Genomic DNA, 24,033 nt, shown 5'->3' on the forward strand with positions numbered 1-24,033 from the left:
TCGCAATGGTATTAAAAAGGCCATTGCGAATAGGAGCAATCCTTATAATTTCACTCCTAAAGAACTTCCCTTTTGCTTAAGTTCCTGCAGTAATTGTCCATTTTCCAGTGTTTCAAAAAGCTCCTTTATGCTGGGTTCACATTTAATTGCTTCAAAATAGGCTATCTCTGTCAGGGATAAATGGTCAAGGGCTGTTTTCACTTGAGCTAAGGTATTGCTTTTATTACTTGTTGCAGTTAGCAAATGGCACAGCTGGGTTAAAAGATTAATTCTTGATTGTTTATCCAAAGCAGCATGGATTTCGTGTTTAGTCGATACTGGCATCGTGGCTAATGCCTTTTGCAAATCAGCTCGAACTCCTTGGATGTAATCGACAAGCATTTCAATGTCTTCATTTCGATAACCGACGTATTCGGCGATGTATTTTTCATAAATATGATATTTTGCAACCAATGCCATGAATTGATTTGTCTTTTGATGAGAATGAACAATACATGCTGCAGCTATCCTGGCCTCGCACATGGCAATGGCAGAGGAAAATCCTGCAGGATAATAAGGAGACATGGCACAATCGCCCAAAAGAATGATATACCCTCCATTGGGCAGTCTTCTGACTGGATCATCCACATATTTGATATCAGAAATAAAGGTACCAACATTGGCTTGTTTTTCGCTTTCTCCTTTTTCATCAATCACGAAATTTTCTGCCGGTATTTGCACTCGCACTGCTGCAAAAAGGCTTGCCCATTCGAGCGTTTTTCTTCGTTTAATGGAAGTTGAGCTGGTGTGTAGAAGTTCAGGAATACGAGAGGCTACAAATAAGCGAGGCGTCCAGTTGGGATCCTTAAATCTTTCTTTATATAAGTTATCGTCAAAAATAAAATCTGGGTCACCCTCTTCAATAGACCATCCATAAGGCTGCAGATCTTTTAAACGTAAATCAATTTTTTTTCGATGTTTCGCTAGAAAATCATGATAGCTTTGGCCCTTTTCTAAGGGCTTAACTGTCAAACGTGCCGCCATGTTGTAAGTGGGAACCCCCATTTTTTTGTAGCTGAACGGGGTCATGGAGGAGGTAAAATCTGTGTTGATAGTTTTGTTGATTTGTTGTGTTAACTCTCGTTGTTCGCCTTCACATAGCAATAAATAATCAAAGTTAATGACCTCATTGTTATCTAAAACAATCGTTTTTTTGTTTAAATCTACTGCATTCGCTTTAGTTTCTGGAGGCCAGTTTAGTTTGATATTAGTAAGAGTTTGACTATCAATATGCTCTTTTAGAGCTTCCTGTAGTGATTTGATAGAAAAATTTTTAGGCGATGGTAAATCATCAGTTTGTCGCAGCAATTTACGTAACAATTTTTGTCGTTTATTTAAATTCACAATGGGTTTTTTATTTCTATCGACTAATTCACCAGCTTCGTTTACTCGAAGCTCATTTTTAGGATCAAATAATTCACGGCAAAATGTATCCCATTTTAATTCTTGTGCAGGTAAAACTTCATCTTTTGGAATAATCAATTTTTGTCGGCGAGTAAATTCTTTGCGTTTTTCGATGACATGAATTCGAAGTTCTACGGAAGGGTTATTTTTTGCTTCCTCGATAAGGGAAGCAATCGCTGATAAACCGGCAGCTCCTGCGCCGACGACAGCCACATCGATTACAGATTGTTGCAGCATTTTGATAAAAAATTGATTAAGTGGGTTTTTATTTTAACAAAGTTGACAATATTTATCAAAATTAAATAAAAATAAATCGATGTAGTTTAAAAAAATTTGCAAACTTAAGGTCGTAGTTAACTTTTATTGTTTTCAACAAAAATGCCGAATGGTGCATAAAGTTCTTGGCCATTAATTTTCACTTGAGCAAAAACCTTGGTAAATCCTGTTTTTTCCGGTTCAATATGGAACTGCAATTCAGGGCCGCCCCGTGCTGCTTCACTGTTGGGCTCCGTACCCATAGGATGAATATGTACGACTGTTTGAAGATCATTATTAAAGCCAACGATATGAGCAAAAGCCCCCATGATAGGCTCTAAGGTGTGAATGGGTTTGCTCTCACTATCCGTGACAGTAATTTTACCCATAGCAGCTTTTCCTACTTTAAGAGGAGCATCAAATGATAAGTGGAATTGATAGCCATTAATGGTGCTTTCATAAGAGAGTTTGTTGTCTGCTTTTATGGTTGTACTGGATTTTCCAGGTAGCAAATCAGCAGTAACATACTGTTGTTTGTTAGTGTGAATTGGCACAAGATCCGCCCATGCCCGATACGCGCTGTTTTTATGTGTTGGCTGCCATTGAAAACGATAAACGCCGGGTTCGCTAGTGGGTTGTGGATGAACATGGCTATAGTCTGTTAGGGTATTATCAATAATTAACAAATGAATTTTTTGGGTATGGACTTCTTTCAGATCAGCCAAGCGGATGGGGTTGTTGGACTTGCTGTCCATTAATTTGAAAAAGACAACTTTTTTTCCACCGTCATCTACTATTTTCTCAATAGTGAACCGAACAGTAGGGGGTTGTTGTGCATGTTTCATCGAATGGTGATGCTCATGGGGCTTTTCTTCTGTTGTATGGGCGATTAATGGTTGATAAGTCAGACACATCAAAGAAAGAAGAAATACGCCTTTTTGATTAATGCTAAAAGAAAATTTTTTCACGACATTTGCTCCACTATATTACCTATTTACTGCGATAGACGCCGAGCTCGCCTTTGTTCGATGTAATTATACACTGTCGGCACAACAATCATATTAAGACAGGTTGAAGTTAATAACCCACCCAAGAGTACCTGGGCTAAAGGACGCTCTAATTCTTTACCAACAGGAGAACCCCAAAGCAGGGGGATTAAACCCAAAGCTGCGGTTGCTGCAGTCATTAATACCGGCACAAGTCTATCTAAAGTGCCTTGTATGACAACTTCATTCAGAGGCTTGCCAGCGGCTCGTAATTGATTGTAATGAGCGACTAAAATAATGCCATTGCGTGCTGCGATACCAAATAGGGTAATAAAACCAATCATGGCAGCAATGCTCATTTCCCCACTAGCAATAAATAAGGACAAGACGCCACCAATTAAAGCCAGAGGTAGGTTAAAAAGCACTAATAATGCCTCTCTAAATGTACCGAAAGCCTTATATAACAGCAGAAGCATAGCAATAATAGCCAAACCACCTAAAAAGATAATTGTGCGAGAGGCCTGTTGCTGGGTTTCAAATTGTCCACCATATTGAATAAAATATCCGGATGGCAATTTGACTTGCTCTTTTATTTGCTGCTTTACCTCACGGATAATGCCGCCCAAATCGTTTCCTTCTACGTTAAAAGCCACAACGACCATGCGTTGTACATTTTCTCGATTAATTAAAAAAGGCTGCTCTTGTTCGGATATTTCAGCCACTGCGCGTAGAGGAATTTTTTCAGTCTGTGGTGTATTAATTCCATGCGCATCAATCAACATGTCATGAACTGCCTTCACACTTTGTCGCCCAGATTCAGCCAGGCGTAAATAAAGATCAAAACTGCGTTGTCCTTCAAGCACACTAGAGACTCGTATACCATTGAGCAAGGTTTGAATGTCTTCTGAAATTTGTCCGACGTTAATGCCATAGTAAGCAGCTTTTTCGCGATCAATTTTGATAATCAATTGGGGAACATTGATTTGCTGTTCTTTGTTAATATCCACGATTCCGGGAATTTTCTTAATTAATGATGTGATTGACTCGGCAAGCTCATTAAGCAGGGTCAAGTTGTCACCAAAAATTTTAATGGCAACCTGTGCGCGAACACCAGAAAGTACTTCATCCATGCGATGGGCAATGAATTGCCCGACGTTAAAAACAGCGCCAGGAATAAGGGCCAAATCCTGACGTATTCGTCGAAGTAACTCATCAGCTGGCATGGATTTATCTTTATCAAAATCCAGATAGAGATCAAATTCACTCACATTAGGAGGCAAGGCATCTTCATCGAGCTCACTGCGACCTGCGCGCTGAGCGATAGAAATCACTTGCGGGTATTTCAATAGTCGTTTACGAACTTGAGTTCCCAGGCGCATCGATTCTTCCACGGATGTTCCCGGCAACGTGGTCATGGCAATGATAAAATTACCCTCGTGAAACTCCGGTAAAAAAGCAGTCCTAAAAAAAGGAAGAAGGGCTAATGCCATGAATAATGCCAGGAATGCGGCGGTGGTAACGGACCAAAAATGGTTAAGTGACCATAATAAGAGACGTTTAAAATGGTGTTTAAGCCAGGAAACAAAGCCAGTTTCTTTTTCAGTTACCTCATGTAATGACTCCGCCGTTGTATCCTTAACCAGTCGTGAAGGCCTTTGCAATAATTCCAATACACTGTATTTATCATCCTCAAGCTTTTCTTTTTTATTTGCTAATAACAGATAACACAGCGCAGGTACCGCGGTAATGGAGACCACGAGAGAACCTAATACGGAGGCAATATAGGCAACGGCCAGGGGGCTGAAGATTTTTTCACTCACTCCAGAGAGGAAAAAAATAGGTATAAATACCAAACTTACTATGATAGTGGCATAAATGACTGAGTTTCTTATTTCAACGACAGCGTCGAAAATAATGGTCAGACTGGGTAGCGGATTGGTTGATAAACGATTTAGACGTAGTCGCCTGACCACGTTTTCTACCGTAATAATTCCATCATCAACCACTTCACCAATAGCAATAGCAATACCGCCTAAGGTCATGGCATTAATACCAAACCCAAAGAGGTACAAAATGAGAATACCAAAGACAAAAGACACAGGCATTGAGAAAAATGTAATAAAGGAGGCACGAAGATTCATTAAAAAAATGAATAACACCGCAATGACAATCAAAGCACCTTCAAGGAGGGCAATACCGAGATTCTTAATCGCTGCCTCAATGAACGTTGCTTGTCGGAACACATCCGTTTTTAACTCAACTCCAGAAGGGAGTGAGGCTTTGATCTCGGCCAGAGCCTTTTCCACCTTATGAGTTGTGGTGAGTGTGTTAGCGCCGTAAGATTTGGAAATTGTACCGATAACTGCATTTTTTGCACCGTAGGCGCCATCTCCGCGTTTAATTTCACCGCCAAAGGTTACTGTTGCGACATTCCCAATGGTTATGGGAATACCTTTACGCGTCGTAATGATTGTTTTTTGTATATCTTCTAATGTTTTTATTCGGCCAATTGTTCCTACAATAAGCTCTCGGCCTGATTTCTGTAAAAAAGCACCGGGAACGTTGCGATTCGAATTTTCTAAAGCTTGACGCACTTCCTCCACGCTGATGCGATAAGCCAACATACGCGAAGAGTCCAATAACACTTGATATTGTTTGACTTCCCCTCCTAAGGCAACAACTGATGCAACACCCCCCAAGGCAAGAATTCGTGGACGAATTACCCAATCGGAAATTGTACGTAATTCTTCAGGGGATAAGGTATCACTCACCAAAGCGTATTTAAGCATCCATCCTACAGCAGAAATGACTGGTAACATGACTGGTGTTGAACTGCCCGGAGGTAGTTTGCTGGCGACTTGTTGAATACGCTCATTGATAAGTTGTCTATCGAGATAGATATCGGTTTTGTCGTCAAAGATAATTACAATTGTGGATAACCCTGCTGAGGTACGTGAGCGCACATCTGTGACCCCAGGTGTACCATTAATCGCGCTCTCCAGAGGATAGGTAATGAGAGCTTCGACATCCTGAGGCGCCATACCCGGTGCTTCAGTTTGTACAACTACTTGCGGAGGTGCGAATTCTGGAAAAACATCGACAGGCATTCTTTGCAAAGCATAGCCACCCAGAATACATAGGGCCATAGTTAAGGCCAATACAATTGCCCGATTAGCAAGGGACCATGCGATAAGACGATTAAACATCTATTGATGATCCTCTGTATTGGGTAATTGTCCCCCTGTTAACCACAGTGTATAGAGTTGGCGATTTCCCTGAATAACCACCTCATCACCGTCAACAAGACCTTGAGTAATTTCGACATATTTTTCATCACTTATCCCTGTTTTAACGAGGGTGCGCTGAAATTGATTACCTTCACGTTTAAAAACAAATTTTTCATCATTCGCTTCTAACACGGCGGAATTGGGAACAGTCAATGCGTTCTGGTTTTGTTGCAAAATTAAATTCGCCCGCGCAAACATGCCAGGCTTTAGAAGATCATTTGTATTATCAAGAATAATTTGTACCCTTACGGTTCGAGTGACGGAGTCAAGATTAGGCTCTATCAAAATGACTTTGCCGATAAAGGGTTGCTTGGGATAACTAAGAACATGGACATAGGCTTGTTGTCCAAGCTTTACCTTACCTAAATCTTCTTCATAGACACTAGCCACGACAATAAGACGATTGCGATTGCTGATGTGGTATAAAATGGTATTGGGTTCGACAGATTGTCCAAGGGTTACATTGCGAGCGTCAATTATCCCTGTCATTGGGGAGTTAATTATAATACTCGGAGGTGGGTCACCGATAAGGCGTGATTGCACTTTCAGCAAAGGTTGTCCAGCTTTGACGTGATCACCTAAATTGGCATACAAGGCGGAAACATTGCCACTAATTCTAACACTGACGTCAGCTTGTTCATTCGGTAAAAGTTGAATTTCACCATTGAGGCCTAACATCTGAGCAAGAGGACCTTTTGTGGCTTTTATAAGCTTTAAATCAATAATTTTTTCTTGTTCTTTGGTAAGAAAAATGGGGCCACGCGGCTTGTCAGAAATCTCAATTTTTTCCCCATGCGCAAAAATCGCATGACTAAATGCGAAAGACAGTAGGAACCCCAAAAATAAGTATTTTTGTTTATAATACTTCATGATGAGTGCATACATGTAATGTCCTTTTTCCAGAGAAAGGGCTGCAGAGTGGAACACGGTTATTGCCTAACGCTGTGCATAATTTCACGACCGCTTGTAAATATTTTTCAAGAATATTCAATCGCGTGGTTTGTAGTTCATTTTGTTGACGTTGGATTTGTAGCACTTCAAGCAAAGAAATTTGACCATTGCGATAAGCTTCTCTTGCCAATGTAACATTACGATTGATAAGTTTGAATGTTTCACCGGATTGTGATTGCCGTAAAGCTGTTTGCAATGCCATAACCTGACCGTAATTACTGGCGACCTCATTTTTTATAGTTAGACTAAGGGCCTTAATTTTCATAAGATTCTGCGTTCCTTGCAGATTAGTCTCCATAATGCGTCCCTGATTTCTATTTACCAAGGGAAGAGGGATAGTAATATTAACGTTAAAAGCACGATCCGGCCTTTGCAGGGGAGCTCCTTCTACTGCGATCTTATCTTGTTGCACGCCCAATCCAATGGTCCAGTCAGCCCATCGTTCTGCGCGAGCAAGTTGTTGAGCAGCCTGAGAGCGGTTGAAACTTAACCAGGCAATTTGCATCTCGGGGCGTTGTTCTAATGCGTTTTTTTGTAACTCTTCCAGAGAAGGCAGGAACATGGATTTTGGCAAAGTTCTATCGATTAATAAGGGGGTTTGTTTTGAGCGACCCAACAGTTGATTAAGTTGCGCTTGTTGATTAATTTTAAAACTGGTTAGTGATTGCTTTTCTTGTAAAATACGCTGATATTCGAGTTTCGCTGTGTTTGCATCCAACTCTGAAACTTCTGCGGCATGAAAACGTTTTTGACTGACCTGCATTAATTGTTGATTAATACTCAAAAGTTTATTCAATTGTTTTAAGCGCTCCTCAGTAATCAGCAGGGCGTAGAAACTATCAGCCACTTGTCCTCGAAGCTGACGTTTTGCATTTCTAATTTCTCCCATAGCAATGGCAATATCAACGCGAGCTACATTTTTTTGTTGATGAAGACGGCCAGAGATAGGGAAGGCTTGTGAAAATCCAATACTACGAGAATATTCACCTTCATTCGTTAGGAGACGGTCATCGGTGTTGGAAAGCTGTAAACTTGGATTTGGCCACAATCCGGCTTGCTTAAGACGAGAGGCTGCCAGAAGGACGCTGTAGCGTGCTGCCCGTAAGTCCTTATTATTTTCAATAGCCGCTTTTGTCAGTGCTTCTAACTTCAATGGGGGTGAGGCAAAGCTAATTAGCGGCAACAAACAGGCGATTAGCAGGCATGCCAGCGTGTGACCATCCGGTTTACCAATCCTCATAACTTAACCCAGCGCAAGCGTAGTGCATTAACGATAACAGACACTGAACTTAAGGACATCGCGGCTGCGGCAATCATTGGATTTAAGAGTAATCCTGTGAAAGGATAGATAATACCTGCGGCAACAGGAACTCCGAGCATATTATAGATAAAGGCAAAAAATAAATTTTGGCGAATATTACGCATGGTTGCTTCAGAAAGGCGTCGAGCTTTAACGATGCCATTTAAATCGCCATGAAGCAAGGTAACTCCAGCACTTTCTATAGCTACATCTGTACCCGTGCCCATCGCAATGCCGATGTCTGCTTTTGCCAAAGCGGGAGCATCATTTACACCATCACCAGCCATAGCAACAACTTTGTTTTTTGCCTGTAATTCTGCAACGACGCGACTTTTGTCAGCCGGCAAAACCTCAGCAACCACGTGATGAATACCAAGCTTTGCAGCGACTGCATCGGCTGTTTTTTTATTGTCACCAGTCAGCATGACGATTTCGATGCCCTCTTTTTGCAAAGCATCGATGGCAGCTTTTGTTGTCGATTTAATTGGATCTTCTATGACTAAAATTGCTGCAATAGTATGGTCAATTGCCATGAACATCACAGAGGCACCATTTGTTCGCAGTTCATCGGCTTTGGTTTGAAATGCAGTCACATCGGCTTGTTCCTCTTTCATTAACAGAGCATTGCCAATAGAAATATTATGGCCATCAATAACACCACGGACTCCCTTGCCTGAAGGCGCGTCAAAGTTCGTCACCGTGGCCAGTGTTAACCCTTTTTCTTTAGCAGACATGACAATGGCTCTAGCAAGAGGGTGTTCACTGTTATGTTCCAACGATGCTGCTAAGATTAGTACCTCTGTTTCGGAAAGCTTTTCTGTAACAACCTGAGTTAGTTGAGGATGACCTTCGGTTAAAGTGCCGGTCTTATCAACTACCAGGGTATTTACTTTTTCTAATTGCTCAAGAGATTGGGCATTTTTAATGAGTATGCCACTTCCTGCCCCTTTACCAATACCTACCATAATTGACATCGGAGTAGCTAGTCCCAAGGCGCAAGGACAAGCGATAATCAGCACAGAAACCGCAGCAATTAAACCATAACTCATTGCGGGTTGAGGACCTGCAATAAACCAAATAATAAATGCAAATAGGGCAATGACAATAACCAGTGGGACAAACCAGGAGGCGACCAGATCGGCTAGCCGTTGGATGGGCGCGCGACTACGTTGGGCGTCACTTACCATCTGCACAATTCGTTGTAACATGGTATCACGGCCCACGTGAACAGCTTTCATGATAAAGCTGCCAGTCTGATTAATAGTACCTCCGATAACTTGATCCCCTATTTTTTTACTAACTGGGATAGGTTCGCCTGTAATCATCGATTCATCGATATTGCTATAACCTTCAAGAATTTCACCATCAACTGGAATTTTTTCACCGGGGCGAACGCGTAACCTATCGTCAACTGCAATCTCTTCAAGACTAATTTCCTGTTCGAGATTGTCGGAATCAAGACGATGTGCATTGTTTGGGGCGAGGCTTAACAACGCTTTTATAGCACTTCCTGTCTTTTCGCGGGCTTTAAGTTCCAGCACTTGCCCGAGCAATACCAGAGTTGTTATTACTGCAGCCGCCTCGAAGTAAACAGCAACAACCCCATGCTCGTTACGAAAGCTTGCAGGAAAAAACTGTGGAAATAAGGTGGCGACGAGACTATAACCCCACGCTACTCCAGTACCAATGGCAATGAGTGTGAACATATTTAGATGAGTTGTTTTTATTGATTGCCAACCTCGAACAAAGAATGGCCAGCCAGCCCATAAAACAACGGGGGTTGCTAGAATCAGTTGTATCCACAATGACAGTTTTGCGGGAATAGTGGGGAGTAGATGTTCTCCCATAGCAAGGACTAACACAGGTAAAGATAAAAATAATCCAACCCAAAAACGACGACGCATATCAATATATTCAGGATTATGTTCTTCTTTCAATGAAACAACCTCAGGTTCAAGTGCCATCCCACAAATAGGGCAGTTACCTGGTTCATCCTGTCGAATTTCAGGATGCATCGGGCAAGTATAAATGGCTGGGCCATTGGCTTCTGTCACCTTTTTCGCTTGAGTAGATGATGAATGACAGCAGCTATGTTTGTGCTCTACGTCTTTTGCATGATGATGAGAATGATGTTTGTGATTCATAAATGCACCTATTCATATTTTTGCAATAAATTAATAATTTCTCGCAACTGTTCAGACTTACGTTGTTCATCATTACTTTGGCATGCTTCTGTTAAGCAATGGCCTAAATGGGTTTCAAGAACACTGAGCTCGATTGTTTTTAGGGCGTTTCTAGAGGCACGTAACTGCGTCATGATGTCGACACAATAGCGTTTTTCCTCAATCATCCGCTTAATACCTTCAAGCTGACCAAGAACTCGATTAATGCGGGATAACTCTTTTGCATGTGTTGGATGATTCGACATAAATTTCTCCCATATACCTCTATAGGGTATATACCCAGTGGGGTATTTTGTCAAGGAAGTTGATTGATAAAGGACAAATGGCTCTGTTTGTGAAATAATTTATAGAGGGTTATTTAATAATCGCTGTACAAGGAAGCAATTATGATTTTAAAAACTTATGACATTACCAACATTAATCATTTGATTACACCGCAAGAATTTTCTGCAATAACATTAGATTCTCCTGCATTAGACATTTTCACCGACTTTCAAAAGACTGAACCGTTAGTTATTGATGATTCATTAGATGTAGTAACTGCTGAAGATTTAATGAAGAAGACCCATGTGCGATTGAAGCTTGTGCAGAAGAACGAAGAGTTTGTTGGCATGCTGGCCTATGCTGATTTGATCGGTGAAAAAATGATGGCTCTTTCGCACCACACGCCAAGAAATCAAATTTTGGTCAGTGATGTGATGACTCCTAGAGTTCAATTAAAAGCCATTGCGTTTAATGATTTAAAAAGAGCCAAAATTAGAGATGTTATCGAAACACTTAAAAATGAAGGCAAGCAACATTTTTTAGTGACAGATGAAGGAAATTGCATCCGTGGAATTCTTTCTGCCAGTGACATTGCCCGTCGCTTACATGTCCCTATTGATATTACTCGTGTTTCTACCTTTATTGATATCTATAAAGCATTAAATCATGACAAATATTAATTCTCACTATAAGGATATGGCACTAAACAGGTAATATTTTCCACGATTTTATTGTTCAAATAGTTGTCAATCTGATTTAATTCGGTCATAATGGTTATTTTAAAATTATTATGACTGAATTATGAAAATTAAGGTTTCTTTTTTACCGCTTCTAAAGCCAACTAAAGTTAAAACAGTATCGAGCTTAGATAAAGTAAAAACTCTTCTCTCCGAAGCAAAAGACGTTATCGCGTCAGTTGTGAAAAGCACATCTGAAGACGTTGCGCGTTTATCACTTTCTCATGGCGTTGTTATAGGGCATGAAGATTTTTTTAGAAGTGGATGTAAGAATGTTGAGCATGGTTGCATCCCACAAGCAGAGGGAATTGATTTCTTTGTAAATGAACTTGGTAAAATTAGTGCTCAATATCCTAATGTTTTGATAATTCCTGGCAGCATCTATCTTTCTGTTGATAAATTAAACATCGACAAGAAAAATTATCGCCAAAATGGTTCTAAAAATTACTTATCCGACGTTTATGTGCAAAATGTAGTGCCAGTTTTTTACATGGGTAATTTAATTCGGTTGATTAAAAAAGGGGATTACTTGCAAAGTCTTTTTCGCACAGGCGCAGGATTTAATGCAACACTAATCAAATCAGAGGAAGAATTTATCCAAGCTTTAACCTCAAATTGTGAGCGTATGGATGTTAAAGTATATGCTGAAGATGAGTTGGAAGATATGGTACCTCGGGTTGTCATGTTTGGAAAAACACCTCTACCTGGTGAAATCAGCGTATTGCAAAAGCATGGATTAACTCATGAAGATTTATTTTCGCCAATCTTTACTGTAAAAGGTGTGCATTACGGTATAGAGATTTGTGCTGACCATCAAAGAGCGAAAATGGGTTCTATACCACAATTAGAAAATTTGGATGTTCACATACTCACTTGCTACGGTCAAACTCCTCTTTATGATGGCACTCTTGGTCAAGGCTTTTTTATTCGTGCTGATCTGGATAGTTGTACTATCTTCGATATGAGAAAAAATGATGCAGGCGAGCAGGTTGAACAATCTTTGCCTCTTGAACTCTCAGGAGGAGAGGCAGTGGGCTCACGCTTTTCAATGTTTCCTCTAGCGGATGAGCCACCTACACCAGAAACGGTTTTGGAACCACTTTCAACGACGTCTGTTACCACCGTAAATTACGAGACTAATGCTTAAAATGTCGATAACCAGTAAATACCATAGCTATGCCTTTTGCATTGGCAGCAGCAATCACTTGTTCATCGCGAATTGAGCCTCCGGGCTGAATTATAGCCCTAATACCAGCGCTTGCGGCCATCTCTATATTATCTGGAAAAGGTATAAACGCGTCTGAAGCTAATACTGCTGCAGTGGTTGTAAAGCCTGCTTCTTGCGCTTGCCATAATGCAATCCGAGTACTCATAACGCGGCTTGTCTGTCCTGGTCCGATTCCTATCGTGGCTGCATTTTTTGCAATAACGATAGCATTGGATTTTACGTGTTTGGCTATTATCCAGGCAAACAGTAAATCCTGCATTTCTTGTGGAGACGGTTGCTTTTCTGTCACGATGGTTAAGTCATTACTATTAATTAGATGATCGTCATGTTCTTGTACTAGTAAACCCCCGTGAATGGTGCGCATATCGAGTTTAGACGCATGCTGTTTTTGCCATGTGCCGGTTATTAAAACACGCATCGCAGGTTTTTTTGCAAAAATTGCTATAGCCTCGTCACTGATAGCAGGTCCTATAATTACTTCGGCAAATTGCTTTTCTAGAATTGATTGTGCAGTTTTTTTGTCAATTGTTTGATTGAATGCCAAGATACCACCATAGCTTGAAACGGGATCGGCTTGAAATGCGCGCAAATACGCTTCAGCTGGTGTTTCACCTATTGCCACACCACAAGGATTGCCATGTTTAACGATGACACACGTTACTGCGTCCTGTGGAAATGATCTGACGCAATCAAAGGCGGCATCTGCATCGAGCAGATTGTTATAAGAAAGTTGCTTTCCCTGAATGGTTTGTGCAGTGGCTAGAGAGCCTTCTGGTGGATTTTTATCACGATAAAAAATAGCTTGCTGATGAGGATTTTCCCCATATCGTAATTCGTATTGTTTTTTAAATTGACACGTTAAAATTGAGGGAAAGCCTGAGGGTTCTTTCACATCATTTAGCGTGCCCAGATAATTGGCAATTGCTGCATCGTACGCAGCTGTATGGGCAAATGCTTTTCTCGCGAGCAAAAATCCCCAGTTTTGAGGCACTTTCTTAGAGCTCACGTAAGTTTCTAATTCGTCGTAATCATTAGGACTAACAATAGCAAAAACATGTTCATGATTTTTTGCCGCTGCGCGAATCATGGCAGGTCCACCGATATCGATATTTTCAATCGCTTTTTGAAAATCGCAATCGGGATGACTTATTGTTTGTTCAAAGGGGTATAAATTGACAATTAATAAATCAAAACGTTGGATTTGATATTCATGCAAAGTCACTTCATCAGCTTGACCTCGAGCAAGCAATCCAGCATGAATAGCAGGATGCAAGGTTTTGACGCGACCATCTAACATTTCCGGAAATTGAGTGCAGGCACTAACATCGGTTACGGGTAAATGATGCTCCTGCAACAGAGCTGCGGTATTGCCCGTTGCAACAAGTTCCACTCCTTTTTCATGAAGGGTTTTTGCAAGTTTTGCAATACCTCGTTTGTCAGATACACTCAATAATGCCCGTTTAGGGTGGAATGGCACATATTCCCGATCGCTCATAGTCATGAAGCTCACATAAAAAAAATTTTATTTTAACGGCGGGTAAATACCAATAAAGACCAGCCATCCATATTTTGCGTACTACAGTGATTAAAATCAGCGTCGTAGGTTTCAATTAATGATGCCGCTTGCTCTTGTAAAATTCCAGAAACTACCAACATGCCTTTTTCGTTGAGAAATTCTTTAAATTTAGTTTGTAGATTAAGTAATGGCGCCAGCAAAATATTGGCGATTACAATATCAACTTTGGTAGTCAGACTGTCTGGAAAACCTACATGCAATTGTGAGGAATCATCAATGTTGTTGATAGCATTGTTTAATGTCGCTTGTAAAGCTTGCTCGTCAATATCGACGGCATGAACTTTGTTTGCTCCAAGTTTTAAGGCGGCAAGTGCAAGAATTCCCGAGCCGCAACCATAATCAATGAGTGTTTTTCCCTCTAGTGCTGTTTCATCAAGCCAGGTTAAACAAAGTGCTGTTGTTGGGTGAGTACCGGTACCAAACGCTAAACCTGGATCTAGAATCAAATTTACTGCTTGAGGTTCAGGAGGCTCAATCCAGGATGGACAAATCCATAAATTGTTACCAAAACGTTGGGGTTTAAAATCATCCATCCAAGCACGCTCCCAATCTTGATCAGGCAAATCATGGATAGAAAAATGTAAATGCTGGTACTGAGGCATCAGATTTTGCATGGCCTGCTTGGCGTCATTTTCATCCGTATAAAGTGCATTGATAATGACATCAGGCCACAATGGTGTAGTGCCGGGTTCAGGTTCTAGTACTGGCACGTCATTTTTATCTGTCAGAGTAATGGATAAAGCGCCAGTTTCCTCTAGCGCTTCGCTTAATTGCTCAACCTCGTCACGGTGGCATTGATCAATTTTTAACTCATACCACACTAGATTGTTCCTTTAACATCTTTTCAAGATAATGAATATTGGTTCCACCTTGCATAAATGCCTTGTCTCGCAAAATACGCTCATGTAATTCAATGTTAGTTTTAATACCATCAATAATGATTTCATCCAGTGCATTACGCATTCTGGCAAATGCTTCTGCACGAGTTTCACCATAAGCAATTAATTTGCCGATCATGGAATCATAATTGGGAGGTACAGTATAACTGCTATAAATATGAGAATCGAAGCGAATACCAGGCCCACCGGGTTGATGGAGTAAACGTATCGTACCAGGAGATGGCATAAAGGTTCTTGCATCTTCCGCATTAATACGGCATTCGATAGCATGCCCGCGGAATTTAATGTCTTCCTGGGTTAAGGTGAAGGGAATTTCACTGGCAATTTTGATTTGCTCTTTAACCAGATCGATTCCAGTAATCAATTCTGTAACAGGATGCTCAACCTGAATACGTGTGTTCATTTCAATGAAATAAAAACAGCCATCCTGGTATAAAAACTCAAAGGTTCCGGCGCCTCTATACTTAAGCTCTCGACAAGCATTAATCACAGAGGTTCCAATTTCAGCTCGCAATTCAGGAGTAATTCCTGGTGCAGGGGCTTCTTCGACCACTTTTTGATGGCGACGCTGCATGGAACAATCACGTTCTCCCAGATGTATTGCATTACCCTTACCATCCCCTAATACTTGAAATTCGACATGACGTGGATTTTCTAAAAACTTTTCCATGTAAACCATGGAATTATTAAACGCTGCTTTTGCTTCGCTGCGAGTCAACGCAATTGCATTGAGCAAATTCGATTCGGTTTGAACAACACGCATACCGCGACCACCACCGCCACCCGCTGCTTTAATAATGACTGGGTAGCCAATTTTGCGACCTAACTCCAAGTTGCGATCATCATCATCAGTTAGAGGACCGTCAGATCCGGGGACGCAGGGAACACCTGCTTTTTTCATGGCGGCAATGGCAGATACTTTATCGCCCATTAAACGAATGGTATCACCGCGGGGACCAATAAAACGAAAACCGCTTTGCTCAACAATATCTGCAAAATCAGCATTTTCTGATAAGAAACCATAACCAGGATGGATGGCAACTGCATCGGTAATTTCCGCTGCCGAAATAATGGCTGGGATATTTAAGTAACTTTTTTGAGAGCTTGCTGGACCAATACATACGGTTTCATCGGCTAAACGCACATGAAGCAAGTCTTTATCAACGTCGGAATGGACGGCCACAGTTTGAATGCCAAGTTCTTTACAAGCACGTAAAATACGTAGGGCGATTTCGCCACGATTAGCGATAACAATTTTACTGAGCATCAATTTACTCTCTTATTCTTCAATGACAAATAGGGGTTGGTCATATTCAACTGGTTCACCATTAGCCACCAGAATTTCAATAATTTTACCGGTTCGGTCAGCTTCAATTTCATTAAACATCTTCATCGCTTCAACGATACAAAGCGTATCGCCCACTTTAACGCTTTGACCTACAGTGACGAAAGGCGCTGCATCGGGAGAAGGCGATATATACATGGTGCCTACCATTGGAGAGCGTACTTTATGGCCTTTTGTGGTTGGCGCTGCGGCTTTGCTTTCACTCATTGCGGCAACAGGTGCTGCAACAGCAGGTTGAGCTATGGCTTGTTGAGGAGGGGGCGTGACATAGCGAATTTGCGCAGGTTGTTCCACTGGAAAGCTATGACGACTTAAACGAACGGATTCTTCCCCTTCTTTGATTTCAATTTCAGATATACCCGTCTCTTCTAATAATTCAATTAATTTTTTGATTTTTCGAATATCCATTGATAATAACTCTCTATTGGTTTAATTCGTTGATGATTGCTTGTAGAGCCAGGGTGTATCCCTTAACTCCCAACCCACTGATAACGCCTGTGGCGATATCGGAGAAATAGGAATGATGCCGAAAGGTTTCCCGGGCATAAATGTTACTGATATGTACCTCAATAAAAGGCAGCTTAACCGCGAGTAACGCATCGCGTAGTGCAATGCTGGTATGAGTGAAAGCAGCGGGGTTGATAATGAGATAATCTACGTTATCATCGGCTGCTTGGTGAATTATACCAATCAGTTCAGCTTCACTATTGCTTTGACGGCTTACAAGCGTAAAACCTGCTGTCTTGGCTTGTTCGATTAACAAGTTATTTAACTCATTTAGAGTTTCTGAACCGTATACTTCAGGCTCACGTAAGCCTAAACGGTTTAAATTAGGTCCGTTAAGAACAAGTATTTTTTTCATCATAAGGTGATTTGTCAAAATTGAAGGAATTCTGCCTGAACTTTGCAATAATGTCTAGATATCCGAGGATATCGGCATGATGTCGGCATAATGTCGGGGATTTTCATTAAAACTTCGTATCCGCTTTGGATTTTTTTTGGTAATACTTTGCAAGGCCAATTAAAATTATGGATACATTCAATTGGGCTATTAATAGAATTTAAAGATAAAATGTTAATCCACCCCATAAATTTCAACGAAATTTAATTATTTTCTGCGATAATTGCCGTAATTTTTATAATTGTGAGCTTTGCAAAATAGCGGAATTTGGAGGTTAGTGTATTGAGCTGTTTGGAATATCACTATCAAGATTTAATAACAATTTTTGATAATTGTTTTGCCGAAAAATATAACACAAGACTAGTCAAAGGCGATGATGAGCCAATTTATCTCCCCGCAGATGAAGAAAGACCCTATCATGCTATTGTTTTTGCTCATGGTTTTTTTAGTAGTGCACTCCATGAGTGTTCTCATTGGTTAATTGCTGGCAAAGAGCGTAGAAAATTAGTGGATTATGGTTATTGGTATGAACCTGATGGCCGCAGCGCAGAACAACAACAAATTTTTCAACGTGTTGAGGCAAAGCCTCAAGCGTTGGAATGGATTTTATCAGTTGCCGCCGGTTATCAATTTCGAATTAGTATTGATAATCTTAATGGGCCTGCTTTAGATGCTGAAGAATTTAAACGAGCGATTTACCAACAGGTTTCTTTATATTGTAAAACGGGTCTAACGCCAAGAATAGCACATTTTAGAAATGCACTTTGTCAATTTTATGCGACTTCGCCACACTTGGAATTAGATCAATTCAATCTTAGCTCACTTTAAAACTGTACTTCAGACAGGCTTTACAATAACTTTGTAAGGAAGAACGTTTTTTGAAGCAATGGATTGATTTATGCCAACAGTACATATAACTGATGTTACTTTACGTGATGCACATCAATGTTTAATCGCGACTCGGATGCGCACTGAAGACATGCTGCCGGCTTGCCCCAAAATGGACAAAGTTGGTTTTTGGGCGATGGAGGTATGGGGTGGGGCAACCTTTGATGCTTGCTTACGCTTTTTAAAAGAAGACCCATGGCTTCGCTTGCGACAGTTACGAAAAGTCTTGCCTAACACACGCTTGTCAATGTTATTGCGTGGGCAAAATTTATTAGGTTATCGCCATTATGCCGATGATGTGGTGCAGGCCTTTGTTAAATTGGCGGCGAATAATGGTGTTGATGTTTTTCGCGTCTTTGATGCATTAAATGATGTTCGCAATTTGCGTGTCGCTCTTCAAGCAGTTAAAGCGAATAAAAAACACGCTCAAGGAACAATTTGTTATACAACAAGTCCAGTACATACGCTTGAAAGTTTTGTGGATTTGGGCAAAGCATTGACTGAAATGGGCTGTGATAGCATTGCAATCAAAGACATGGCAGGATTATTAACGCCAAGCGCCACAGTGGAACTTTATGAGGCGTTAGCGCAAGCCACCCAACTACCTATTCATCTCCATAGCCACTCAACCTCTGGTCTAGCCAGCATGTGTCATTACCAGGCTATCCTTGCAGGTTGCACCCATATTGATACAGCCATTTCCTCGTTCTCAGGTGGGGCATCGCACCCGGCGACGGAGTCCCTGGTTGCCGCCTTGACGGAGACAGAGTTTGATACGGGTTTGGATTTAAATTTATTGCTGGATATTGGTGAATATTTCAAACAGGTTCGAAAAAAATATCAGCAATTTGAAAGTGAAGCGCGTGATATAGACCCTCGGGTCCAAGTTTATCAAGTTCCTGGTGGGATGATTTCAAATTTGTATAGTCAACTGAAAGAACAGCAAGCACTGGATAAGATTGATGCGGTGCAAGCTGAAATTCCACGTGTTCGTCACGATTTAGGCTATCCACCTTTGGTAACACCAACTTCGCAAATTGTTGGTACTCAGGCTGTGATGAATGTTTTAACGGGCGAACGCTATAAGACAATTACTAATGAAGTTAAATTGTATTGTCAGGGTAAATATGGGGCGGCACCCGGAAAAATAAGTCCTGGTTTACGTAAAAAGGCAATAGGTCATACGGAAGCAATTGATGTAAGACCTGCAGATTTAATTCCTAATGAGCTAAATCGATTGCGCCAGGAAATCGGAGAGTTGGCAAAAAGTGACGAAGATGTTCTGTCTTTTGCAATGTTTCCGGAAATTGGTAGACAATTTTTGCATGAGCGTAAACATAATACACTTCAACCTGAACCACTCATTACTGAACCTAATACTACTACGAATAGCAATCTGTCAGAGTTTGATATCACGCTCCATGGAGAAAATTACCATGTAAAAATTGCAGGCTATGGGGAGCGCGAAAGAGGACAACAGGCGTGTTTCTTATGGGTTGATGGGGTGCCTGAGGAAGTAATTATTACTGAAGAAGAGGAAGAGTCTGAAGACGCTCATGCGAAAACCTCCAATAAGAAAAAAACGTCCAGTCCTGGGGATATTACCGTGGCCATGCCTGGGTCCATTGTCAATCTTACCGTGGTAGTCGGACAGAAAGTAAACGCGGGACAGACATTGTTGGTTCTTGAAGCTATGAAAATGGAAACTGAAATTCAAGCACCGTTTGGTGGTACAATTACCGAAATATTTTGCCAAAAAGGGGATAAGGTAACACCGGCGCAAGTTTTACTGCATTTAGAGAAAGGGAACTAAAGTGCAGTAAAATTTCTGATGGTTTAGCGATAGGCAGCTTTCAGGATCCGCTCCCGAACACCTTCCCAGTTCACTCCTGCAGGGGGCAACTCTATTGCAATACAAGAGGCCTGGGATTGATCAGCATGGCGTAATTGATAATACAGCTCAAACGCATATTGCTCTGCTGAGACTGGCATTTTGTAGTATAAATGCGAGGGATGCTGGTTAAATTCGGCAAAAGAAATTACAAACACTGCCTCTTGAATGCGTTCGCAAAACTGCTGAATAGCCGCAGCATTCTCAAAACAATAGAGCGGTTTTTCAGGTTGATAATGGCTTGCTAATTTTCCAGGAACTCTAATAGAACTCTCTTCTCGGGCTGCTTTTTGTGGCAGAATCGCTGAAATTTGTTGTTCTGTTATCACCCCATGACGCAAAATCTTGTATTGGTCGGGAGCTATCGCCGCAAGAATCGTAGATTCAATACCAACCTGGCATCGCCCGCCATCAAGAATCAATAATTCATTCTCTTTAAAACTGTCACGAACATGCTCCGCTGTGGTTGGGCTGATTTTGCCAAAAGGATTTGCAGAGGGAGCCACCAGAGGAAAATTAAGCTCTTGTAGAAGTTTCTGAGCTATGGGGTGTTTGGGACTTCGCAATGCAATGGTATCTTGTCCGCCGGTAATTAAAGGGCTTACTGTCGCCAGATTACTTTTTAGTACTAAAGTTAATGGTCCAGGCCAAAACTTATCAATTAAAATACGTGCGTATTCAGGAACAAACGAGACCCATTTTGATAAATCCCAATCTTGAGCAACATGCATAATCAATGGGTGATTGAGTGGTCTTTGTTTGAGTGCGTAAATTTTATGAATAGCTTCATCATTTTCTGCGTTTCCGGCAAGTCCGTAGACCGTTTCTGTAGGAATCGCAACAATCTCTCCCCGTTGTAAATGGGTTTTAGCTAATTCAACATCAGTAATAATGGTGCTCATAACGAATAATTTCACTGCTTGGCAATAGGGAATTATCACTTAAAACTAGTTTGAGGCAAACCCTTCTATTGCTTTAATTTTAAACTATCAACTATTTTTTAAGAATTTCAAACAAAATGTTTTTTATTTGGGCGCTTAAGAGGGTGTGAAATTGAAATTGTTAATTTAAAAAAAAGAAAAACTATGATAGCTTGACCAATACCTGTTAAGATTGACGCTCGGATTTTAGCATAGCCCAACCTCAACATGCTTACTCTAAAGTTCGAAATTCAACTCAACGGGATATTGTTGTAAGGATAGTTGTTACCTAGGTTTTCTTGACATGAGTTTTCAGTTAGAACACCGTGGAAAGAGTTACCCCCAACATGGCACTCCCGGATGAGATTGCCTCAGATATTTAAGGAGTAGATTAATGCATACAAATTTTTATTTATCACCGTTAGTTGCAAGTTTAGCACTTACCATGGCATCTTCTGCTAAAGCGGCTGAACCGATTTCTCTGCAAACGGAATCCTTTAAACAACTACAGCAGCAATTCCACTTAAACCTCCCCGGTGTTAGTAAACAAGCTTCTTCAATTACTGTTAACAATTTACAGTTTCTTAAGCAACACACGGATAAAAATCACGTGACTCATATTCGTATGCAACAAGAATATGCCGGTTTCCCTGTTATCGGTGGTTATGCAATAGTTCACAGCTATAGTAATGCAAAAAGCCTTTTGAGTGCGCAAAAAGATGCAACCATGAACGGTAAAGTTTATCGTGATTTACAAAAAGAATTAGGGCAACCTGCTGCAGATTTTGTAAAAAATGGTCAAGTTGCTTTAGAAAAGTTTAAAGCCCCTTACCAAAATAAAGATCTAAGTGCTGAGCAAGTAACGCCTGTTGTTTACATGGATGATAACAACCAGGCCCATTGGGCATATAAAGTCAGTATTTTTGTACGTCATACTGATAAAATTCCTGAGAAACCAACTGCCTATGTTGATGCTGTATCATTCAAACCCTTTGTTCAGTGGAATGATGTTAAAACAGCTCGTATTCCAGCAAAAGGTATGGGTTTTGGCGGTAATAACAAAGTTGGCTTGTTTTCTTATGGAAGAGACTTTCCATTGTTAGATATTACTCGTGAAAAAATTGGTAGTACCTGTTATCTGGAAAATACCGATGTCAAAGTTGTTGATATGGAACATGAATATTATTCCAATAATAAGCCCATGAAATTCAGATGTAAAAAGTCTATAGATAACACTACTCTCACTTTCTGGACAGGTCGTGATGGTGACGGATATGACAGAGACAACGGTGCTTACTCACCAACAAATGATGCATTGTATGCCGGTTATGTCATCAAACATATGTATTTTGATTGGTATGGCGTGCAAGCGTTAACCAAGTCTGATGGTTCACCAATGAAATTAGTGATGCGTGTTCACTATGGTGATGGTTATGAAAACGCTTATTGGGATGGTGAGCAAATGACCTTCGGTGATGGTGAATCGATGATGTATCCTTTGGTATCACTGGGTGTTGGTGCACATGAGATTAGCCATGGTTTTACTGAACAACATTCTAACCTGGAGTACTATGGTCAATCTGGTGGAATGAATGAGGCTTTTTCGGATATGGCTGCTCAAGCTGCTGAATTCTATTCAGTAGGAAAAAGCAGTTGGCAAATCGGCGCTGAAATCATGAAAGAAGACAGCGGTTGGGATGCTTTGCGTTATATGGATAAGCCAAGTCGTGATGGTTCGTCAATTGACTCTGCTGATGAGTACAATAGTGGTTTGGACGTGCACTATTCCAGCGGTGTATTCAATCACTTGTATTACATCTTGGCAAATAAACCAGGTTGGGATTCGCGCAAGGCGTTTGACGTGATGGTGAAAGCAAATATGGATTACTGGACTCCTAACTCAAGCTTTGATGAAGGTGGATGTGGTGTACTTGCTGCAGCAAGAGACTATAACTACTCTTTAGAAGACGTAAAAGCGTCTCTTGGGGAAGTTGCAGTAAAATATGATTTCTGCAATTTAACCACGCCCTCTAAATAACGCTCAACGTTATGTTTGTGTCATCCCTTCGGGGATGACCAAACTTAAATTAATTAGCTGTTTCCTATTAAGTCAGCTCGTAAAACTGAGTTAAACATTTGGCTAGTGCCTCAGGATGTTCCATATGAACATGATGTCCCCCTTGCAAATAATAAACGTTTAAATGGGCAACGGATTTGATTCGTGTTTCCATATCATAGTCATCGAAAACAGAACTCTCTTTTCCCCATATGAGGCAACTCTTGGCGGTAATATTGGATAAGCAAGAAAGGATCTGTTTTTCTGTCATTCTTAATGGCGTTGGGGTTAAAAGGCGCCTATCGTGACGCCAGTATATAGCATTATTTTCTTTACGTGTTCCTCTTTCACAAAGAATGTGTGCATGTTCTAACGACAAATAACCTCTTTTAGACCGTGCCTGAGCTGCTAGCATAAGCGAGTAATAGGGTCTGGGTTCTTTTTCTTTTTGGCTCGTATGATGGAGGTATTGTGCCAGTTGTTCACGGCAAGCTTCCTCGGGTTTTGAATAAGGACCTAAGCCTTCAATCAAAATTAAGGACAAGATTGCCTCAGGTGCTACACCTGCAATAAGACTTGCAAGACATGCGCCCATGGAATGGCCTAACAAATGTACTTGTCGAAATTGCAGAGCTTTAATAATTGCTAACGTGGTAAAAATACCATCGCTGAAATGATAGTAGCAACCCTCAGGTAAATGCGACGAATGACCATGACCAGGTAAATCAACAGCCAATAAATAAAAATGCTTCTCAAGATAAGGTGCTAATAGATCAAAAGAATTTGCGTTGTCCAGCCAACCATGAAGCGCAAGCATAGGCGGCAAATTGGGGTCGCCATAGGCTTTGCCAGCAATCGTAAATCCTGGAATTGAAACAGTAAATGTATTCATAAGAAGCCTCAAGGCTTTTTTTCATTATAAT

The 24,033-nt window shown here is 40.9% G+C and carries 19 protein-coding genes; 5 read left to right on the top strand and 14 right to left on the bottom strand.

The genetic code is table 11. The annotated features are described in order from the left end of the window. Positions 1-42: 42 nt before the first annotated feature. The 7 genes from LHA_RS02565 to LHA_RS02595 all read right to left on the bottom strand — a co-directional run bounded on the left by LHA_RS02565 (position 43) and on the right by LHA_RS02595 (position 10,650). A complete protein-coding gene (locus LHA_RS02565) occupies positions 43-1,680 on the bottom strand; it encodes a hypothetical protein (RefSeq protein WP_045105147.1) in 1,638 nt (545 codons plus the stop codon). Between the two features lie 116 nt (positions 1,681-1,796). Further along, complete coding sequence (locus LHA_RS02570; protein WP_052673562.1) at positions 1,797-2,666, bottom strand: hypothetical protein; 870 nt, start codon at positions 2,664-2,666, stop codon at positions 1,797-1,799. Between the two features lie 26 nt (positions 2,667-2,692). Then, positions 2,693-5,890 carry an efflux RND transporter permease subunit gene (locus LHA_RS02575; protein WP_045105148.1) on the bottom strand — a complete coding sequence of 1,066 codons (3,198 nt, stop codon included), beginning with the start codon at positions 5,888-5,890 and terminating at the stop codon, positions 2,693-2,695. After that, complete coding sequence (locus LHA_RS02580) at positions 5,891-6,841, bottom strand: efflux RND transporter periplasmic adaptor subunit (protein WP_052673750.1); 951 nt, start codon at positions 6,839-6,841, stop codon at positions 5,891-5,893. Next, positions 6,828-8,162 carry a TolC family protein gene (locus tag LHA_RS02585; protein WP_045105149.1) on the bottom strand — a complete coding sequence of 445 codons (1,335 nt, stop codon included), beginning with the start codon at positions 8,160-8,162 and terminating at the stop codon, positions 6,828-6,830. Before LHA_RS02585 ends, LHA_RS02580 begins: the two co-directional genes overlap by 14 nt. Then, complete coding sequence (locus tag LHA_RS02590) at positions 8,159-10,366, bottom strand: copper-transporting P-type ATPase (protein ID WP_045105150.1); 2,208 nt, start codon at positions 10,364-10,366, stop codon at positions 8,159-8,161. Before LHA_RS02590 ends, LHA_RS02585 begins: the two co-directional genes overlap by 4 nt. A gap of 8 nt (positions 10,367-10,374) precedes the next feature. Next, positions 10,375-10,650, bottom strand: coding sequence for a metal-sensitive transcriptional regulator (locus LHA_RS02595; RefSeq protein WP_045105151.1), 276 nt, complete (start codon positions 10,648-10,650; stop codon positions 10,375-10,377). Positions 10,651-10,791: 141 nt separating this feature from the next. Here LHA_RS02595 and LHA_RS02600 point away from each other — a divergent pair, with 141 nt between their 5' ends. Together LHA_RS02600 and LHA_RS02605 are read left to right on the top strand one after the other, a co-directional pair. Then, complete coding sequence (locus LHA_RS02600; RefSeq protein ID WP_045105152.1) at positions 10,792-11,349, top strand: CBS domain-containing protein; 558 nt, start codon at positions 10,792-10,794, stop codon at positions 11,347-11,349. 121 nt (positions 11,350-11,470) lie between these two features. Beyond that, positions 11,471-12,553, top strand: coding sequence for a hypothetical protein (locus LHA_RS02605; protein ID WP_045105153.1), 1,083 nt, complete (start codon positions 11,471-11,473; stop codon positions 12,551-12,553). Here LHA_RS02605 and purH read toward each other — a convergent pair. Genes purH through aroQ form a run of 5 tightly spaced genes read right to left on the bottom strand, consistent with a single transcriptional unit; the run spans position 12,543 to position 17,316 of the window. Beyond that, positions 12,543-14,129: a bifunctional phosphoribosylaminoimidazolecarboxamide formyltransferase/IMP cyclohydrolase gene (purH, locus tag LHA_RS02610; RefSeq protein WP_045107355.1), complete on the bottom strand. Its 1,587-nt coding sequence runs from the start codon at positions 14,127-14,129 to the stop codon at positions 12,543-12,545. The genes LHA_RS02605 and purH overlap by 11 nt on opposite strands. A gap of 32 nt (positions 14,130-14,161) precedes the next feature. Then, complete coding sequence (gene prmA / locus LHA_RS02615; protein WP_045105154.1) at positions 14,162-15,031, bottom strand: 50S ribosomal protein L11 methyltransferase; 870 nt, start codon at positions 15,029-15,031, stop codon at positions 14,162-14,164. Then, complete coding sequence (accC, locus tag LHA_RS02620) at positions 15,021-16,376, bottom strand: acetyl-CoA carboxylase biotin carboxylase subunit (protein WP_045105155.1); 1,356 nt, start codon at positions 16,374-16,376, stop codon at positions 15,021-15,023. Before accC ends, prmA begins: the two co-directional genes overlap by 11 nt. Before the next feature lie 12 nt (positions 16,377-16,388). Beyond that, on the bottom strand, positions 16,389-16,862 hold the full coding sequence (gene accB, locus LHA_RS02625; RefSeq protein WP_045105156.1) for an acetyl-CoA carboxylase biotin carboxyl carrier protein: 474 nt from the start codon (positions 16,860-16,862) through the stop codon (positions 16,389-16,391). A gap of 13 nt (positions 16,863-16,875) precedes the next feature. Further along, positions 16,876-17,316 (bottom strand): type II 3-dehydroquinate dehydratase, encoded by a 441-nt coding sequence (gene aroQ, locus LHA_RS02630; protein ID WP_045107356.1) that lies wholly within the window; start codon positions 17,314-17,316, stop codon positions 16,876-16,878. 321 nt (positions 17,317-17,637) lie between these two features. Between aroQ and LHA_RS02635 the strand changes: the two genes are divergently transcribed. Next, positions 17,638-18,183 carry an elongation factor P hydroxylase gene (locus LHA_RS02635; protein ID WP_045105157.1) on the top strand — a complete coding sequence of 182 codons (546 nt, stop codon included), beginning with the start codon at positions 17,638-17,640 and terminating at the stop codon, positions 18,181-18,183. A 70-nt stretch (positions 18,184-18,253) separates the two neighbouring features. Beyond that, positions 18,254-20,056 (top strand): sodium-extruding oxaloacetate decarboxylase subunit alpha, encoded by a 1,803-nt coding sequence (oadA, locus tag LHA_RS02640; protein WP_045105158.1) that lies wholly within the window; start codon positions 18,254-18,256, stop codon positions 20,054-20,056. A gap of 23 nt (positions 20,057-20,079) precedes the next feature. On the opposite strand, the gene LHA_RS02645 is transcribed toward oadA, so the two are convergent. Further along, the gene (locus tag LHA_RS02645; protein WP_045105159.1) at positions 20,080-21,036 is read right to left on the bottom strand and encodes an L-threonylcarbamoyladenylate synthase; all 957 of its coding nucleotides are present in this window, start codon (positions 21,034-21,036) and stop codon (positions 20,080-20,082) included. A gap of 412 nt (positions 21,037-21,448) precedes the next feature. Here LHA_RS02645 and proA point away from each other — a divergent pair, with 412 nt between their 5' ends. Then, on the top strand, positions 21,449-23,092 hold the full coding sequence (gene proA, locus LHA_RS02650) for a zinc metalloprotease ProA (protein ID WP_045105160.1): 1,644 nt from the start codon (positions 21,449-21,451) through the stop codon (positions 23,090-23,092). 67 nt (positions 23,093-23,159) lie between these two features. Here proA and LHA_RS02655 read toward each other — a convergent pair whose 3' ends face one another. Beyond that, positions 23,160-24,002, bottom strand: coding sequence for an alpha/beta fold hydrolase (locus LHA_RS02655; protein ID WP_045105161.1), 843 nt, complete (start codon positions 24,000-24,002; stop codon positions 23,160-23,162). Positions 24,003-24,033 lie beyond the last annotated feature (31 nt).

Source organism: Legionella hackeliae (genome assembly GCF_000953655.1).
GTDB lineage: Bacteria > Pseudomonadota > Gammaproteobacteria > Legionellales > Legionellaceae > Tatlockia > Tatlockia hackeliae.

What these genes read in the sequence shown, in the direction of transcription:
- LHA_RS02585 (WP_045105149.1), bottom strand. Translation starts at nt 8,162, where the DNA reads ATGAGGATTGGTAAACCGGATGGTCACACGCTGGCATGCCTGCTAATC.
- LHA_RS02565 (WP_045105147.1), bottom strand. Translation starts at nt 1,680, where the DNA reads ATGCTGCAACAATCTGTAATCGATGTGGCTGTCGTCGGCGCAGGAGCT.
- accC (WP_045105155.1), bottom strand. Translation starts at nt 16,376, where the DNA reads ATGCTCAGTAAAATTGTTATCGCTAATCGTGGCGAAATCGCCCTACGT.
- LHA_RS02590 (WP_045105150.1), bottom strand. Translation starts at nt 10,366, where the DNA reads ATGAATCACAAACATCATTCTCATCATCATGCAAAAGACGTAGAGCAC.
- LHA_RS02605 (WP_045105153.1), top strand. Translation starts at nt 11,471, where the DNA reads ATGAAAATTAAGGTTTCTTTTTTACCGCTTCTAAAGCCAACTAAAGTT.
- LHA_RS02575 (WP_045105148.1), bottom strand. Translation starts at nt 5,890, where the DNA reads ATGTTTAATCGTCTTATCGCATGGTCCCTTGCTAATCGGGCAATTGTA.
- LHA_RS02645 (WP_045105159.1), bottom strand. Translation starts at nt 21,036, where the DNA reads ATGAGCACCATTATTACTGATGTTGAATTAGCTAAAACCCATTTACAA.
- purH (WP_045107355.1), bottom strand. Translation starts at nt 14,129, where the DNA reads ATGAGCGATCGGGAATATGTGCCATTCCACCCTAAACGGGCATTATTG.
- accB (WP_045105156.1), bottom strand. Translation starts at nt 16,862, where the DNA reads ATGGATATTCGAAAAATCAAAAAATTAATTGAATTATTAGAAGAGACG.
- oadA (WP_045105158.1), top strand. Translation starts at nt 18,254, where the DNA reads ATGCCAACAGTACATATAACTGATGTTACTTTACGTGATGCACATCAA.
- proA (WP_045105160.1), top strand. Translation starts at nt 21,449, where the DNA reads ATGCATACAAATTTTTATTTATCACCGTTAGTTGCAAGTTTAGCACTT.
- aroQ (WP_045107356.1), bottom strand. Translation starts at nt 17,316, where the DNA reads ATGAAAAAAATACTTGTTCTTAACGGACCTAATTTAAACCGTTTAGGC.
- LHA_RS02580 (WP_052673750.1), bottom strand. Translation starts at nt 6,841, where the DNA reads ATGAAGTATTATAAACAAAAATACTTATTTTTGGGGTTCCTACTGTCT.
- LHA_RS02655 (WP_045105161.1), bottom strand. Translation starts at nt 24,002, where the DNA reads ATGAATACATTTACTGTTTCAATTCCAGGATTTACGATTGCTGGCAAA.
- LHA_RS02600 (WP_045105152.1), top strand. Translation starts at nt 10,792, where the DNA reads ATGATTTTAAAAACTTATGACATTACCAACATTAATCATTTGATTACA.
- LHA_RS02595 (WP_045105151.1), bottom strand. Translation starts at nt 10,650, where the DNA reads ATGTCGAATCATCCAACACATGCAAAAGAGTTATCCCGCATTAATCGA.